Source organism: Streptomyces sp. NPDC046925 (assembly GCF_040644915.1).
Taxonomy (GTDB): Bacteria; Actinomycetota; Actinomycetes; order Streptomycetales; family Streptomycetaceae; genus Streptomyces.
Genome location: NZ_JBEYWZ010000003.1, coordinates 975,324 through 990,733 on the forward strand (window position 1 = coordinate 975,324; position 15,410 = coordinate 990,733).

Genomic DNA, 15,410 nt, shown 5'->3' on the forward strand with positions numbered 1-15,410 from the left:
GGCGGGCGAACAAGAAGAACTTTAGCCTGCGCCGGGCCGGAATGTGAAATCCGGGTGACGGAGCCTCCGGGGGACCCTCTCAGGCCCTCCGACCAGCGGCTCTCGCCACCCGCCCGGCCCCGGCTAATCGTCGTCGCCGAGCACCGGCTCGGGCAGCGTGCCGGCGTTGTGCTCGAGGAGGCGCCAGCCCCGCGCGCCCTGGCCGAGGACGGACCAGCAGCAGTTGGAGAGCCCGCCGAGGCCCTCCCAGTGGTGGGACTCCAGGCCGAGGAGACGGCCGATGGTGGTGCGGATCGTGCCGCCGTGGCTGACCACCACGAGCGTGCCGTTCTCCGGCAGCTTCTCGGCATGGCGCAGGACGATCGGCGCGGCCCGGTCGGCGACCTCGGTCTCCAGCTCGCCGCCGCCGCGACGCACCGCTTCGCCGCGCTTCCACGCGGCGTACTGGTCGCCGAAGCGCGCGATGATCTCGTCGTGCGTCAGGCCCTGCCACTCACCGGCGTAGGTCTCCTGGAGGCCCTGTTCGTACGTGACGTCCAGGCCGGTCAGGGCGGCGAGCTCGCCCGCTGTGGCCGCCGCCCGCTTGAGGTCGGACGCCACGATGGCGTCCGGCTTCAGCGAGGCGAGCAGCCGGGCGGCGCGCCTGGCCTGCGAGACGCCGGTGTCGGTCAGCTCGATGTCCGTGGAGCCCTGGAAGCGGCGCTCCAGGTTCCAGGACGTCTGGCCGTGCCGCCACAGGATGATCCGGCAGCCGCGGCTGGTCACCGAAGCTCACCGTCCAGGTCGGCTGCCTCCTCCGCGGCGCGCTGCTCGGCGTGCTCGGCGGCCTTGCCGCGGGTCGCGACGGCGTCCGCGGGGAGCTCGATCTCGGGGCAGTCCTTCCACAGGCGCTCAAGAGCGTAGAAAACGCGCTCCTCGCTGTGCTGGACGTGCACCACGATGTCCACGTAGTCCAGGAGGACCCAGCGGGCTTCGCGGTCGCCCTCGCGGCGCACCGGCTTGACGCCGAGGTCCTTGTTGAGCCGCTCCTCGATCTCGTCGACGATCGACTTGACCTGGCGGTCGTTGGGCGCGGAGGCGAGCAGGAAGGCGTCCGTGATCGACAGCACGTCGCTGACGTCGTACGCGATGATGTCGTGCGCGAGCTTGTCGGCGGCCGACTGCGCGGCGACCTTGATGAGCTCGATGGAGCGGTCCGTGGCGGTCACAGTTGAGCTTTCCTTCAGGTGGTCAAGACACACCAAGGGTCTCACGGACCGCCGACAGCACCCCCGGCGATCGTCCGATCGCCCTGTCTGCTGCGTCACCCCGGCCGGGAAGAGCCCCGGCCGGGGCGGGTGCGGTCATCCCGTCTTGTAGTCCTGGCCGAGGACGACCGAGACGTCCGCGTTGGCCGCGGTCTTGCCCTTGCGGACCGCGCTGTCCGGCAGGTCGAGGGTCTTGGCGACCTCGACGGCCTGCGCCTTCTTGTCCGCGTCGGCGTAGGTGACCTGCGACGTCGGCTGGGCGGACGAGCCCGCGCCGCTGTCGACGAAGGTGTAGCCGCCGTTGACCAGCGAGATCCGCGCTTCCTGCCCGGCGCCCTTGGTCCCGGACGCGTTCTTGACGCCGACCCGTACGGCCGCGCCCTTCTCCGGGTTCTTGACCGCGCCGCCCAGGACGCTCTTGACGACGCTCGCCCCGGCCTTCTCCGAGAGCGTCCCGTCCTGCTGGACCGGGAGCAGCTGCGTGGCGTAGTCGCCGCCCTTGGCACGGTCGGCGAGCTTGGCGAGGAAGGCGCCGAGGTCCTGCTCCTTGAGCGAGGGGTCCAGGATCTGGGCGAGGGACTGGACGGTGGTCGTCGCGGCCTGCGGGTCGGACGAGAGCTTGCGCAGGACACCCTGCATGACCTGCCCGAACCGGGTCAGCTGGGCCGTCTCGGACTCGCCGGACGCGCGGTAGGTGGCGTAGGCGACGGCCATCGGGCCGCTCAGGGTCTGCTGCTCGCCCTTCTTCACGAGGGGCGCCTGGCCCTTCTTGGCCTTGGGGTCGGGCACGTCGGCGTCCGTGTCGACGTCGATGTTGCCGACCAACTCGACGAGGTTGTTCAGGTACGGGGTGTCGAGCCGCCAGGTGCCCTCGACCTGCGTGCCGAGCAGGCTGTCGATCGATTCGCGGGTGCCGGTCGAGCCGTCGTCGTCGACGGACTTGCCGAGCGTCGTGCCCGCGCCCTCGTCGTTCGTCACGGAGAGGGAGTTGGGCAGCAGGACGGTGGTGCCGCGCTTGGCCGTGGTGTTGTTCACCAGGAGCGCCGTGGAGGTGCCGCCCCCCTTGGTGTTGTGCAGGTGGACGACGATCACGTCGCGGTTCTGCGGTCCGGCGGCCGCGGCGGCGTCGCCGGACGCGTCGTCCGACAGGCCGGGCAGCTTGCCCGCGTACCAGAGGTAGCCGACGCCGCCCGCGATCACGAGCGCGAACACCACGACGAGGGCGACCACCCGGGAACGCCCGCGCCGCTTGGCCTCCTCGCGCCGCTCGGTGCGGCTCTCGGTGAACTTCAGCCAGTCGATGACGTCTTCGGACTCTTCGTCCGGCTCTTCGATGAAGGAGAACTGCTGGGTCTCGTACGCCGGATCGCGCTCCGGCGCACGCCGGGGCTCGGCCTCGCGCTCGGGCCCCGACTCCGGCTCCGGCTCCGGCTGGCGCGACTGCTGCGGAATCCAGCCGGTCTCGGTCTGCTGGGCGGCCTGCGGCTGGTGCTGGGACTGCGGCTGGTGCTGCGGCTGGGACTGGGGCTGGGGCTGCGGGGCCTGCTGAGGCTGCTGCTGGCCGTAGGTGCCGTACGGGTCGGCGTCGTACGAAGGCTGCGAGGTGTGCGCCGGGTCGTACGGCGGAACGGGCGCCTGCTGCCCCGTCGCGTACGGGTCGTAGCCATACCCCTGAGGCTGCTGGGGCTGCTGATGCTGCTGCTGGGCCTGGGCCCCGTACTGGTCGTACGAAGCCGAGGGCTGCACCTGCTGGTACACCGGCTGGCCGTACTCGTCGTACCCGACGACCTGGTACTGGTCAGCCGCGTACTCGCCCGCGTACGGGTCGCCGCCCGCATACGGGTCGTACTGTCGGTCGTTCACCGGTGCCCCTCTCGGCTCAATCGCCGCGGTACAGCTCGCGCTTGTCGATATAACGCACCACACCGTCCGGCACCAGGTACCAGACGGGATCCCCCTTGGCGACCCGCGCACGGCAGTCCGTGGACGAGATGGCGAGGGCGGGGACCTCCACGAGGGAGACACCGCCTTCGGGAAGCCCGGGGTCGGTCAGCGTGTGGCCGGGCCGGGTGACCCCGATGAAGTGCGCAAGGGAGAACAGTTCATCGGTGTAGCGCCAGGTGAGGATCTGGCCGAGGGCGTCGGCGCCCGTGATGAAGAAGAGGTCCGTGTCGGGATTGAGCGTGCGCAGATCGCGCAGCGTGTCCGTCGTGTAGGTCGGGCCGCCGCGGTCGATGTCGATGCGGCTCACCGAGAACTGCGGGTTCTCGGCCGTCGCGATGACCGTCATCAGATAGCGGTCCTCGGCCGGGGACACCGTCTTGTCGCTCTTCTGCCAGGGCTGCCCGGTCGGCACGAACACCACCTCGTCGAGGTGGAACTGCGCGGCGACCTCCTGGGCCGCCACCAGGTGTCCGTGGTGGATCGGGTCAAACGTTCCGCCCATGACGCCCAGGCGGCGCTTGCCCTTGCTGGCCGGGCCGGTACCGGGACCGGTAGGCATGTCCTGCTCTCCCATGCGTGCAGACCCTACCGGCCCGGTGGACGGGCTCTGTTTCAGCGTCCGTTCGGCGGACGGGCTCAGCGGTCCCGGCGGACGGGCTCAGCGGTCGCGGCGGACGGGCTCAGCGGTCGCGGTTGAAGCGCGTGGTGAGCCACAGCAGCAGCATGAGCACGACGAACGCGCCACCGCCGGTGAGGAGAGGACTGAGGCTTTCGTGGCGGCCACCGTGCTCGCCGCCCTCGGAGGCGAGAGTGACCAGCTGGGCGGCGGTGCTGTGGAGGCTCATCGTCGGCAAGACCTATCCGGAGGTGGGCGGGACAAAGACTTCCGGGCCATCGTATGCGGGGGCACCGGCAGAGCTCACGCCGACTCAGCCGTTCCGGTCCGCGCGGTCGTCGTCGCCGCTCTTGCCGGGACGGTTCTCACCGCTCTCGGAGGCCTTGTGCCCGGCGTCCGCCCCCTGGCGGTAGCCCCGCAGCAGGAACCACGCGACCAGCACGCAGCCGACGACCATGACGATCAGCACGACACGCAGCAGATTGCCCGCCCCCTGCTCCTTGGCGGCCAGGGCGGCCGCCTCCGTGACCCAGTGGTGGGCTGCGGCGCTGTGCTCCATGACGGCCATGAGGGGCGACTCCATTCGCTGTGCTGCCCTGTCACGGTATCTCCGCCTAGGCTGGGACCCACCTCGGGGGCATGACTGGACGAGCATGGGGGATGGGGAATGACCGACGACAACGACCACGGCCGGCACGACGGTGGCCACGAGCGGGACGGCGGCCACGAGAACGTGCCGAGCAGGCAGCGCAGGCGCTTTCCCGGTATCTCGTCACGGGCGTACGAGCACCCGGCGGATCGTTCCGCCCTGGTGGCCCTGCGCAGGCTCAGCGGCTTCGACACCGTCTTCAAGGCGCTCAGCGGGCTGCTCCCCGAGCGGAGCCTGCGCCTCTTGTTCCTCTCGGACTCCGTACGGGTCTCCGACGCGCAGTTCGCGCACCTGAACACCATGCTGCGGGACGCCTGTTACATCCTGGACCTGGAGAAGGTCCCGCCGATGTACGTGAACATGGACCCGAACCCGAACGCGATGTGCATCGGCCTGGACGAGCCGATCATTGTGGTGACCACCGGCCTGGTCGAGCTGCTCGACGAGGAGGAGATGCGGGCGGTCGTCGGCCACGAGGTGGGCCACGCGCTCTCCGGCCACTCGGTGTACCGCACGATATTGCTCTTCCTCACCAGCCTCGCCCTCAAGGTGGCCTGGATCCCGCTCGGCAACCTCGCGATCATGGCGATCGTGACCGCTCTGCGCGAGTGGTTCCGCAAGTCCGAGCTCTCGGCGGACCGCGCCGGGCTCCTGGTGGGCCAGGACCTCAAGGCGTCGATGCGCGGCCTGATGAAGATCGCGGGCGGCAATCACCTGCACGAGATGAACGTGGACGCGTTCCTGGAGCAGGCCGAGGAGTACGAGGCCGGGGGCGACCTGCGCGACTCGGTCCTGAAGATCATGAACGTCCTGCCGCGTACGCACCCCTTCACCACCGTGCGCGCCGCCGAGCTGAAGAAGTGGGCCGCGACCCGCGACTACCAGCGGATCATGGACGGCCACTACCCCCGGCGCGACGAGGACCAGGACACCTCGGTGTCGGACTCCTTCCGCCAGTCGGCCTCCAGCTACGCGGACGACATGCGCACCAGCAAGGACCCGCTGATGAAGCTGGTCAACGACATCGCGGGCGGCGCGGGCGACCTGGGCGGCAAGCTGCGCGGGAAGTTCACCGGGCAGAACGGCCGGCCGGGCGGCGACCAGGGCAGCGGCCCCGCCGAGGAGAAGTAGCCCCGGCCGGGCAGACGCCTGGGAGCCGGGCAGACACCTCAGAGCGAAGGCTGGGCGGCCGCTAGAGCGAAGGCTGGGCGGCCGCCGCGAGCGAGCCGCAGAGCGCCGTGGCATTACCCGTCGCGTACGGGTCGGTGCCCGCGGGGCCGCCCGCCTTCGCCTTCTGGCCCGCGAGCAGCGGCCGCAGCTGGTTGACGGCGTCGGCGGAGCAGGCGAGCGGGCCCGCCTGCATGTACGACACGAGCAGCTCGGCCTGGCGCATGCGCAGGTCGTCGCGGTCGAAGCGGAACTGCAGCTCGCGGCGGACGGTGAACAGCGAGGCCTTGACGTGCTCCCCCTTGCCCGCCGGGCGCAGGGCGTAGACGAAGGTGTGGTCCGTGGTCACTTCGAGGGTGTTCTTGTCCGTCTCGGTGGCGTGCAGCGTGCCGTGGACGCGGATGCCGGTCGAGGCCAGGGCCGTCTTCGTCGGGTCGAAGCGCACCAGCCAGCCGGTGGGCGCGTGCCGCCCGTCCGCCTCCGGGTGCGCGAAGCTGTCGTCGAACTGGTCGAGCTGGCGCGGGTCGAGCAGGATCCGCGCGGAGCGGACGGTGCCGCCGGTGAGGACGTCCGGGTCGAGCGAGGATTCGACGAGATAGTCCTTGGCGGTGGTCAGCGCGGTCATCACCTGGCCGTCCGAGAAGTGCGAAGTGCGCCGCGCGGACGGGAGGTTGATGCCCGAAGCGCCCACCCGGAACTGCGCGGCCGGGCTGTGCGCGAACAGATCGGCCGGCTTCTCGGCGCCGGGCACGGCCCCCGGCGGGGCGAGCGGTATGACCGTCATCCGCAGCGGTTCGGGGCGTGATTCGGCCGGGGTCTGGTACGGGTGGCGTACGCCCATGTAGATCGCGGTGCCGAAGGCGACGGCGATCAGCAGGACGAGGATCACGGCCTGTTTGGAGAGGTGCCGGTGGCGCGCGGGCAGGCGCCGCACCGCATGCGTGTGATCACTCATGCGCTCCTGTGCGGAGTACTCCTGGAGCCGCGCGGCGCGGACGAACGACTCGTCGAAGACGACGGATCGGTACTCGTCCTCACCGCCCGCGGGAGCGCCCTCGGGTGTCCCCTCAGGTGGTTCTCCTGGCCCGCCCATACCTTCAGGGTAGGTCTCCGCGCCGTCGGGTAAACGCCCTGGTACACGACAAGTTCCGACAAGTTCTTCTGATGACTTCTCACGGAACGCGCGGCGACGCGGACACCGGCGGCGGGCCGTACTCCGCGGAGGCGGACGGCTCCGTGGACACGGGAGGCGGGATCGGGTCCTGGCGGCCCGTCGACGCGCCGCGGTAGACCGCGGCGAAGGCGAGCGCGACCATGCCGATGCCCATCACGAGGGCAAGCATCCAGGCGACGGGGCGGTGCCAGCGGTTGTGGCTCTTGTAGCCGCCCCTGCGGCCGTACCCGTCCTCGGTGAACTCCCGTTCGTACACGTCGTCGAGGTCGGGGTCGTGGCCGAAGTCGCCGCTGTCGTCGGGGCCGAAGCCTTCGTCGTAGAGGTCGTCCTCCGGCGATTCACGGCCCGATCCGCGGGTGCGGGCCCGGCGGTTCTCCGCCTCGGAGGCCTCGGCGCGCGCCTGGGCGGCGGCCAACAGCCGCTCCACGGCGGTGGGTTCATGAACCTTGGCGGACTGGACGAAGTCCTCGTCGAAGACCACGGAGGCGAACTCTTCGTCCGCACCCCCGTGGTCGCGGTCGTCGTCGGGCTCCCAGCCGTCGGGAAACGACGGCGTGCCCCCCACGTCCTCCGGCACCCTTCCAGCGTAGACCGGAAGGGGCAATCTGGGCAGACGGTAAGGGAATTCAGCCCGTGCGGGAATTCAGCGGGTGTGGCCGTCGCCGGTGACGATGTACTTCGTCGACGTCAGCTCGGGAAGGCCCATCGGGCCCCGCGCGTGCAGCTTCTGCGTGGAGATGCCGATCTCGGCGCCGAAGCCGAACTGGCTGCCGTCCGTGAAGCGCGTGGAGGCGTTCACGGCGACCGTGGTGGAGTCCACGAGCTGGGTGAAGCGGCGCGCGGCCTGCTGCGAGGTGGTGACGATCGCCTCGGTGTGCCCGGAGGTCCACAGGCGGATGTGCTCGACGGCCTGCTCCAGGGAGTCGACGATGCCCGCCGCGATGTCGTACGAGAGGTACTCGGTCTCCCAGTCCTCGGTGGTCGCGGGCACGACGGTGGCCTTCGAGCCGCCTGCGCTCTCCACGTACCCGATCACTCGCTCGTCGGCGTGCACCGTGACCCCGGCCTCGGCGAGGGCGTCCAGGGCGCGCGGCAGGAAGGCGTCGGCGATGTCGGCGTGCACCAGGAGCGTCTCGGCGGCGTTGCAGACGCTGGGGCGCTGGGCCTTGGAGTTGATGAGGATGTCGACGGCCATTTCCAGGTCGGCGTCGGCGTCCACGTACACGTGGCAGTTGCCGGTGCCGGTCTCGATGACCGGGACGGTGGACTCCTCGACGACGGTCTTGATCAGCGAGGCGCCGCCGCGCGGGATGAGGACGTCGACGAGACCGCGGGCGCGCATCAGCTCGCGCACGGAGTCGCGGTTCTCGCCCGGCACGAGCTGGACGGCGTCGGCGGGAAGACCCGCTCCGTGGACGGCGTCGCGCAGGACCCGGACGAGCGCGGTGTTCGATTCGTACGCCGATGACGAGCCCCGCAGGAGCACCGCGTTGCCGGACTTCAGGCAGAGGGCGGCGGCGTCCACGGTGACGTTCGGGCGGGCTTCGTAGATGATCCCGACGACGCCGAGGGGCACCCGGACCTGGCGCAGGTCGATGCCGTTCGGCAGGGTCGAGCCGCGGACGACCTCGCCGACGGGGTCGGGCAGCGCCGCCACGTCGCGCACGTCGGCGGCGATGGCGCGGACCCGCTCCGGGGTGAGCGTCAGGCGGTCCACGATGGACTCGCTGGTCCCGGCCTCGCGGGCGCGGGCGGTGTCCTTGCCGTTGGCCTCGACGATCTCGGCGGTGCGCACCTCAAGGGCGTCGGCGATCGCCAGGAGCGCGTCGTCCTTGGCGGCGCGCGGCAGCGGCGCGAGCGTCGCGGCGGCACCGCGGGCGCGGTAGGCGGCCTGGGCGACGGGCGAGAGGTTGTCGTACGGCAGACCCGAGAACAGCGGAGGGAGGGACGTCATGCCCGCAGCGTAATGCGGGCCGGGCGTGGTCCACCCGCCGTTTCAGCAGCCGAGACCGGCGCTCTCACGTCGGCTCAAAAAGGGTGCACGCCCACGGGGGTCGCGGGAAGCGGACCGTACCCCTCCGCGATCCGGTGGTGGTAGGTGTCGCGGTCGATGACTTCGAGCCCCACGATCTCCCACGGCGGGAGCTGCGCGCTCTGCCGGTGCTCGCCCCAGAGCCGGAGCGCGACCGCGGCGGCGTCGTGCAGATCGCGGGCCTCTTCCCAGTACCGGATCTCCGCGTGGTCGGGGGCATACCTGCTGGTCAGCAGAAAGGGATGGTCGTGCGCAAGCTGTTCCAGGCCGCGCCTGACCTCGTTCAGCGGGGCCTTCGCCCCCGACACGCTGAGGGTGACGTGCCAAAGACGGGGCACGTCCGCCGTCCTGCCCTCCCGGCTCTCGTCCGTCTCGCCCGCCGCTCGCGTGTCACCGGTGTACGTCGCCCCCGCGGCAACGCTGGTCAGGGACCGCTCGGCCGGCGCACGGGACGACGCTCCCGGGCGCACTCGTCTCACGACGGCCTCCTCTACGCAATGGTGGTGCGGATACGCAATGGTCGTACGGAAGTGTCTGGAACAAAGTTGAGCAGGCCAAGCGCCCCCGCGGGGCCGTTTTGGGGAGTTTCACCTCGCAGGGGCCGGTCGGCGCCCGGCGTTCGCGCCTGTTTTCGGCCGGGGGCCACCGGGGCCGCCGTGACGCCGGGGAGAGCAGAGCCCCCGACGCGGGGACGCGAGGGGCTCAGCCGTGCAGCAGGGCCAGGTCGTCGCGGTGCACCACTTCCCGCTCGTACGCCGGTCCGAGCTCGCGTGCCAGCTCCCGGGTGGAACGGCCGAGGAGCTGCGGGAGCTCCTTGGCGTCGAAGTTCACCAGGCCGCGCGCCACGGCACGCCCCGCGGTGTCCCGCAGCTCGACGGGGTCGCCCGCCGCGAAGTCGCCCTCGACCGCCGCGATCCCGGCCGGAAGCAGCGACTTGCGCCCCTCGACGACCGCGCGCACGGCCCCGTCGTCGAGCGTGAGCGCGCCCTGCGGCTCGGAGGCGTACTGGAGCCACAGGAGCCGGTCGGCGGTGCGGCGGCCCGTGCGGTGGAAGTACGTGCCGGTGTCGCGGCCCGCGAGGGCGTCGGCGGCCTGGCTCGCGGAGGTCAGTACGACCGGGATACCGGCGGACGCCGCGATGCGCGCGGCCTCGACCTTGGTGACCATGCCGCCGGTGCCGACGCCCGCCTTGCCCGCGCTGCCGATCTGGACGTGCGCTATGTCGGCGGGACCGGTCACCTCGGAGATCCGGGTGGTGCCGGGCTTCGCGGGATCGCCGTCGTAGAGGCCGTCCACGTCGGAGAGCAGGACCAGGAGGTCGGCGCGGACCAGATGGGCGACCAGGGCGGCGAGCCGGTCGTTGTCGCCGAAGCGGATCTCGTCCGTCGCCACGGTGTCGTTCTCGTTCACGACGGGCAGCGCGCCCATCGCCAGGAGCTGGTCGAGGGTGCGGGACGCGTTGCGGTGGTGGGCGCGCCGTGCCATGTCGTCGGAGGTGAGGAGCACCTGCCCGACGCGTACGCCGTAGCGCGCGAAGGAGGCGGTGTAGCGGGCCACGAGAAGCCCCTGGCCGACGCTGGCGGCCGCCTGCTGCCTCGCCAGGTCCTTGGGGCGCCTGCGCAGGCCCAGCGGCGAGAGCCCGGCGGCGATGGCGCCGGACGAGACGAGCACGACCTCGCGCTCCCCGCCGCTGCGGCTCTTGGCGAGCACGTCAACAAGGGCGTCAACGCGGTCGGCGTCCAGACCTCCCGACGCGGTGGTCAGGGACGAGGACCCGACCTTGACGACGATCCTGTGGGCCCCTGCGATGCCCTGCCTTGCCCCAGCCACGTACTTCCCCAATGATCCCGAAGATCCCATTCCCTGCCGGACCAGCCAATCTACGCCAGTGCCCGAGTGTGGTGCCCACGCATTTCGAGGGACGGACCGCAGCCGCCTCCGAGGGAAAACCACGCCAGAAGGTTCAGTACCTTTGCCCCTTTATCCGGTGATTGTCGTCACGGAAGATTGCTACAGGGCCACCGCACGTCATACGGTCAGTGGTCGACTTCCCCGACGTTTGAGCAGTCCCCCCATCCGATCCCCCGCCAGGAGCCCAAGCCCGTGCCCTCTGCCGGACTCGCCCCCCGCCGCATCGTGCAGCTGACAGCGCTGTTCGCGATGTTCGCGCTCTTCACGGCCCAGCTCGTCAGCGCGCTGGTCCCGTACGTACCGGTGTTCATCGCCGCGTCCGCGGCGAACCTCGCGCTCGACGTCTATCTGCAGTACAAGCAGCCGGGGCTCCTCTCCCTCCTTGGCAAGATCCGTTTCGATGTCACCGTCAGGCAGCTCCTGCGCGACATGCTGATCCTGGTCGGCCTGCTGCGCATCGACGGCATCGAGCCGCTGGCCGAGCAGTCGCCGCTGACCATCTCGCTGCTGGCCTACTACTTCCTGCACTTCGGCTGCCAGGCCACCGCCATACTGGTGCGCCGCGCCCGCCAGCTGCCGATCGTCACGCGCAACATCGACGCGTCCGCGCTGCACCTGACGGCGGCCCCGCCGCGGATCCTCTCGCGCCGCCAGGCCCACCGCCTCCTGACGTTCTCGATCCCCGCCACGGCAGGCCTCCTTGCCACCGCGGGCACCACGGACGCGTACTGGGGCGGCATCGGCCTGGGGATCTCCATCGCCCTGATGGGCCTCGGCGCGATCTACCTCGCCACCTGGCTGCTCCCCAAGAAGCGCGCGAAGAACGACCAGAAGGTCATGGAGTGGCTGGACAACTGGCTGGCCGACTACCAGCCGTCCGTCGCCATGTACTTCTCGGGCGGCTCGACGTCCGCGTACCAGGCGAACATGTGGCTCTCGACGCTCTCCAAGCTCGACGGCAACCCGCTGATCGTGCTGCGTGAGCGCTTCATGGTGCAGAAGATCGACGCGACGGACGTCCCGATCATCTGCTTCCCGAAGGTCGCGACGATGTTCTCCCTGGAGACCTCGACGCTGAAGATGATGCTGCACCCGGCGAACGCCGCGAAGACCTCGCAGGTCCTGCGCATCCCCACGATCAAGCACGCCTTCATCAACCACGGCGAGAGCGACAAGCTGTCCTCCTGCAACCCGTACGCGAAGGCGTACGACGAGGTGTGGGTGGCGGGGCCCGCCGCGCGCGACCGCTACCAGGCCGCCGACGTCGGCGTCGAGGACAAGGACGTGGTCGAGGTCGGCCGCCCCCAGCTGTCCCCGATCCTGCGCTCCACGGGCGCCCCCACCGGCGCGTTCACGACCGTCCTGTACGCCCCCACCTGGGAGGGCTGGGACGGCAACCCCGGCAACACGTCGGTCACCCTCGCGGGCGAGAACATCGTCCGGCACCTCCTCGCCGACCCCGGCGTACGGCTCATCTACAAGCCGCACCCGATGACCGGCTCGCAGGACCCGCGCGCGGGCGCCGCCAACGAGCGCATCAAGACGATGATCCGTGAGGCCGCCGTCAAGCGTTCCGGCGAGCGTCCCGGCCAGGACGCCCTGGCCGAGCTGGCGCGCCGCACCGCCGACCTGGACCGGCTGACCTCGACCGCGTTCCGCAAGAGCGTGGACGAGATGGAGCGCATGATGCTCCAGGGCACGCCGGACGGCGACCAGCAGGCGGCCGTCGCCGAGGCGACGGCGGCGTGGGAGGCGGCGTACTGGGCGTCGTTCCCCGAGTGGGAGCACCAGATCATCACCACCGCGCGCCCGGCGATCTTCTCCTGCTTCAACCAGGCGGACCTGCTGATCAGCGATGTCTCCTCGGTCGTCTCCGACTGGCTGACGAGCGAGAAGCCGTACGCGGTCGCCAACACGTCCGGCATGTCCGAGGCGGACTTCCGCGCGGGCTTCCCGACGGTGAGCGCGGCGGCGATCCTCTCGCCGACCGCCGAGGGCGTCCCGGAGCTCCTGGAGGCCGTGCGCTCCCCGGAGCTCGACACGCACGCCGAGGCCCGTGCAGCCCTCAAGGAGCACCTCCTGGGCCCCTCGGACCCGCCGTCGCTGGTCCGCTTCAACGAGGCGGCCCTCGCGCTCTCGGCCAAGGCCGACGAACGGCGCATCCGCATGGCCACCCGCATCGACGCGGAGATCCCCGGCCAGCGCGCCGCGGAGGAGGCAGCGGAGGAAATGGAATCCGACCCGACGGAACCGAACCCGAACGGCGCAGAGGACTCCGTCACGGCGTAAGGGGCGGCCCGTAAGGGGCGCGGGGAACTGCGCGACAAGCCCCCACGCACCCGCACGGTGTACGACAGACAGAAGGGCCCCCGGAGCTAGAGCTCCGGGGGCCCTTCTCATGCACCGCTCAAGGCGCTCCCGCCTAGAACGGCTCGAAGTCGTCGTACGCCTGCTCCGCCTCGTCCCGCTCCGCGTCCCGGTCCCGGCGGCGCTGGGCGGCGGGCCGGGGCGCGTCGAGGCGGTGGTCCTCGCCACGACGGCCGAGCATCTCCGCGCCGGCCATCACCGTCGGCTCCCAGTCGAAGACGACCGCGTTGTCCTCGGGGCCGATGGCGACGCCGTCGCCAGTGCGCGCGCCCGCCTTCATCAGCTCTTCCTCGACGCCGAGGCGGTTCAGCCGGTCGGCGAGGTAGCCGACGGCCTCGTCGTTGTTGAAGTCGGTCTGCCGCACCCAGCGCTCCGGCTTCTCGCCGCGCACGCGGTAGATGCCGTCGTCGCCGAGCTTGACGGTGAAGCCCGCGTCGTCCACGGCCTTGGGCCGGATGACGATACGGGTCGCCTCCTCCTTGGGCTTGGCGGCACGCGCCGCGGCCACGACCTCGGCGAGCGCGAAGGAGAGCTCCTTGAGCCCCTTGTGCGCCACGGCCGACACCTCGAAGACGCGGTAGCCGCGGGCCTCCAGGTCGGGGCGGACCAGGTCCGCGAGGTCCTGGCCGTCCGGTACGTCGATCTTGTTGAGGACCACGACCCGCGGACGGTTCTCCAGGCCCGCGCCGTACTGCCGCAGCTCCTCCTCGATGATGTCGAGGTCGGAGGCGGGGTCACGGTCGGACTCCAGGGTCGCCGTGTCCAGGACGTGCACCAGGACGCTGCACCGCTCGACGTGCCGCAGGAACTCCAGGCCCAGGCCCTTGCCCTGGCTCGCGCCCGGGATCAGGCCCGGCACGTCGGCGATCGTGTAGACGGTCGAGCCCGCCGTGACCACGCCGAGGTTGGGGACCAGCGTCGTGAAGGGGTAGTCCGCGATCTTCGGCTTGGCCGCGCTCAGGACCGAGATCAGCGAGGACTTGCCCGCGCTCGGGTAGCCCACCAGGGCGACGTCCGCGACCGTCTTGAGTTCGAGGACGACGTCACCGGCGTCGCCGGGCTCGCCCAGCAGGGCGAAGCCGGGCGCCTTGCGGCGGGCGGAGGCGAGCGCCGCGTTGCCCAGGCCGCCGCGGCCGCCCTGCGAAGCGACGTAGGTCGTGCCCTGGCCCACCAGGTCGGCCAGGACGTTGCCCTGCTTGTCGAGGATGACGGTGCCGTCCGGCACGGGCAGGACCAGGTCCTGGCCGTCCTTGCCGGAGCGGTTGTCACCGGCACCGGGGGCGCCGTTGGTGGCCTTGCGGTGCGGGGAGTGGTGGTAGTCGAGCAGGGTCGTGACCGACTGGTCGACGACCAGGATCACGTCACCGCCACGGCCGCCGTTGCCGCCGTCCGGGCCGCCGAGCGGCTTGAACTTCTCACGGTGGACGGAGGCACAGCCGTGGCCCCCGCTACCCGCGGCGACGTGCAGCTCGACGCGGTCCACGAAGGTGGTCATGGGATGTGCCTCCAGAAACTTACGGAATGTCTATCTAGTAACACGCGAAAGGCGGACCCGCTTCCCGACAGGGAAGTGAGGTCCGCCCTCGCGAAGAACCTTGTTCTACGGAAGCCTGATTCAGGCGACCGGAACGATGTTCACGACCTTGCGGCCACGGTGGGTGCCGAACTCCACCGCACCGGCGTCCAGCGCGAACAGGGTGTCGTCCTTGCCGCGGCCGACGCCCGAGCCCGGGTGGAAGTGGGTGCCGCGCTGGCGGACCAGGATCTCACCGGCGTTGACGGTCTGACCGCCGAAGCGCTTCACACCGAGCCGCTGAGCATTGGAATCGCGCCCGTTCCGAGTGGACGATGCGCCCTTCTTGTGTGCCATCTTGTCTCAGTCCCTTACTTCGCAGCCGTGGGGATACCGGTGATCTTGATCGCCGTGTACTGCTGACGGTGACCCTGACGACGGCGGTAGCCGGTCTTGTTCTTGTAGCGAAGGATGTCGATCTTCGCGCCCTTGTGGTGGTCCACAACCTCGGCCTGGACCTTGATGCCCGCCAGGACCCACGGGTCGCTGGTCACGGCGTCACCGTCGACAACGAGCAGGGTCGAGAGCTCGACCGTGTCGCCAACCTTGGCAGTGGAAATCTTGTCAACCTCAACGATGTCGTCGACAGCAACCTTGTGCTGGCGACCACCGCTGCGCACGATGGCGTACACGCGGATCTCTCTCTCGCTCGGAACGGGACCCCCGCAGTCCAGCCGCCCGCATGCGCGGTCGGCCTCTTCCGAGCGCCGGGGGCGCCGGAAGGAAATCA

16 protein-coding genes are annotated in these 15,410 nt (G+C 70.7%); 2 read left to right on the plus strand and 14 right to left on the minus strand.

Annotation, left to right across the window (positions count from 1 at the left end):
- Positions 1–123: 123 nt before the first annotated feature.
- The 6 genes from ABZ906_RS17595 to ABZ906_RS17620 form a co-directional block, all read right to left on the minus strand.
- Positions 124–765, minus strand: a complete 642-nt coding sequence (locus tag ABZ906_RS17595; RefSeq protein WP_361189079.1) for a histidine phosphatase family protein — start codon at positions 763–765, stop codon at positions 124–126.
- On the minus strand, positions 762–1,208 hold the full coding sequence (rsfS, locus tag ABZ906_RS17600) for a ribosome silencing factor (RefSeq protein ID WP_190080469.1): 447 nt from the start codon (positions 1,206–1,208) through the stop codon (positions 762–764). The genes ABZ906_RS17595 and rsfS overlap by 4 nt, the downstream gene beginning before the upstream one ends.
- A gap of 135 nt (positions 1,209–1,343) precedes the next feature.
- Complete coding sequence (locus ABZ906_RS17605; protein WP_361382939.1) at positions 1,344–3,110, minus strand: LCP family protein; 1,767 nt, start codon at positions 3,108–3,110, stop codon at positions 1,344–1,346.
- A 16-nt stretch (positions 3,111–3,126) separates the two neighbouring features.
- Positions 3,127–3,765: a nicotinate-nucleotide adenylyltransferase gene (gene nadD / locus ABZ906_RS17610; RefSeq protein WP_361189070.1), complete on the minus strand. Its 639-nt coding sequence runs from the start codon at positions 3,763–3,765 to the stop codon at positions 3,127–3,129.
- 106 nt (positions 3,766–3,871) lie between these two features.
- Positions 3,872–4,036, minus strand: coding sequence for a hypothetical protein (locus ABZ906_RS17615; RefSeq protein ID WP_361189067.1), 165 nt, complete (start codon positions 4,034–4,036; stop codon positions 3,872–3,874).
- A gap of 84 nt (positions 4,037–4,120) precedes the next feature.
- A complete protein-coding gene (locus ABZ906_RS17620; protein ID WP_361383304.1) occupies positions 4,121–4,375 on the minus strand; it encodes a hypothetical protein in 255 nt (84 codons plus the stop codon).
- A 99-nt stretch (positions 4,376–4,474) separates the two neighbouring features.
- Between ABZ906_RS17620 and ABZ906_RS17625 the strand changes: the two genes are divergently transcribed.
- A complete protein-coding gene (locus ABZ906_RS17625; protein ID WP_361382942.1) occupies positions 4,475–5,587 on the plus strand; it encodes a M48 family metallopeptidase in 1,113 nt (370 codons plus the stop codon).
- Between the two features lie 61 nt (positions 5,588–5,648).
- On the opposite strand, the gene ABZ906_RS17630 is transcribed toward ABZ906_RS17625, so the two are convergent.
- From ABZ906_RS17630 to proB, 5 genes are all read right to left on the minus strand, one after another.
- Positions 5,649–6,716, minus strand: coding sequence for a hypothetical protein (locus ABZ906_RS17630; protein ID WP_361189063.1), 1,068 nt, complete (start codon positions 6,714–6,716; stop codon positions 5,649–5,651).
- 79 nt (positions 6,717–6,795) lie between these two features.
- On the minus strand, positions 6,796–7,374 hold the full coding sequence (locus tag ABZ906_RS17635) for a hypothetical protein (RefSeq protein WP_361382945.1): 579 nt from the start codon (positions 7,372–7,374) through the stop codon (positions 6,796–6,798).
- A gap of 66 nt (positions 7,375–7,440) precedes the next feature.
- On the minus strand, positions 7,441–8,751 hold the full coding sequence (locus ABZ906_RS17640; protein ID WP_361382948.1) for a glutamate-5-semialdehyde dehydrogenase: 1,311 nt from the start codon (positions 8,749–8,751) through the stop codon (positions 7,441–7,443).
- A 74-nt stretch (positions 8,752–8,825) separates the two neighbouring features.
- Complete coding sequence (locus tag ABZ906_RS17645; protein ID WP_361189056.1) at positions 8,826–9,308, minus strand: hypothetical protein; 483 nt, start codon at positions 9,306–9,308, stop codon at positions 8,826–8,828.
- A 223-nt stretch (positions 9,309–9,531) separates the two neighbouring features.
- Complete coding sequence (gene proB / locus ABZ906_RS17650; protein WP_361382951.1) at positions 9,532–10,659, minus strand: glutamate 5-kinase; 1,128 nt, start codon at positions 10,657–10,659, stop codon at positions 9,532–9,534.
- Between the two features lie 273 nt (positions 10,660–10,932).
- Between proB and ABZ906_RS17655 the strand changes: the two genes are divergently transcribed.
- Positions 10,933–13,029: a hypothetical protein gene (locus ABZ906_RS17655; RefSeq protein WP_361382954.1), complete on the plus strand. Its 2,097-nt coding sequence runs from the start codon at positions 10,933–10,935 to the stop codon at positions 13,027–13,029.
- A 133-nt stretch (positions 13,030–13,162) separates the two neighbouring features.
- Here ABZ906_RS17655 and obgE read toward each other — a convergent pair whose 3' ends face one another.
- The 3 genes from obgE to rplU all read right to left on the minus strand — a co-directional run bounded on the left by obgE (position 13,163) and on the right by rplU (position 15,312).
- A complete protein-coding gene (gene obgE / locus ABZ906_RS17660) occupies positions 13,163–14,602 on the minus strand; it encodes a GTPase ObgE (protein WP_361189051.1) in 1,440 nt (479 codons plus the stop codon).
- A 120-nt stretch (positions 14,603–14,722) separates the two neighbouring features.
- Positions 14,723–14,977 carry a 50S ribosomal protein L27 gene (gene rpmA, locus ABZ906_RS17665; protein ID WP_030564037.1) on the minus strand — a complete coding sequence of 85 codons (255 nt, stop codon included), beginning with the start codon at positions 14,975–14,977 and terminating at the stop codon, positions 14,723–14,725.
- A gap of 14 nt (positions 14,978–14,991) precedes the next feature.
- Positions 14,992–15,312, minus strand: a complete 321-nt coding sequence (rplU, locus tag ABZ906_RS17670) for a 50S ribosomal protein L21 (RefSeq protein ID WP_055566950.1) — start codon at positions 15,310–15,312, stop codon at positions 14,992–14,994.
- Between the last annotated feature and the right edge of the window lie 98 nt (positions 15,313–15,410).

Excerpts from the sequence above, each read along its gene's own strand:
- nadD (WP_361189070.1), bottom strand. The coding sequence starts at position 3,765 with ATGGGAGAGCAGGACATGCCTACCGGTCCCGGTACCGGCCCGGCCAGC.
- ABZ906_RS17615 (WP_361189067.1), bottom strand. The coding sequence starts at position 4,036 with ATGAGCCTCCACAGCACCGCCGCCCAGCTGGTCACTCTCGCCTCCGAG.
- ABZ906_RS17620 (WP_361383304.1), bottom strand. The coding sequence starts at position 4,375 with ATGGCCGTCATGGAGCACAGCGCCGCAGCCCACCACTGGGTCACGGAG.
- ABZ906_RS17625 (WP_361382942.1), top strand. The coding sequence starts at position 4,475 with ATGACCGACGACAACGACCACGGCCGGCACGACGGTGGCCACGAGCGG.
- ABZ906_RS17630 (WP_361189063.1), bottom strand. The coding sequence starts at position 6,716 with ATGGGCGGGCCAGGAGAACCACCTGAGGGGACACCCGAGGGCGCTCCC.
- ABZ906_RS17640 (WP_361382948.1), bottom strand. The coding sequence starts at position 8,751 with ATGACGTCCCTCCCTCCGCTGTTCTCGGGTCTGCCGTACGACAACCTC.
- obgE (WP_361189051.1), bottom strand. The coding sequence starts at position 14,602 with ATGACCACCTTCGTGGACCGCGTCGAGCTGCACGTCGCCGCGGGTAGC.
- rpmA (WP_030564037.1), bottom strand. The coding sequence starts at position 14,977 with ATGGCACACAAGAAGGGCGCATCGTCCACTCGGAACGGGCGCGATTCC.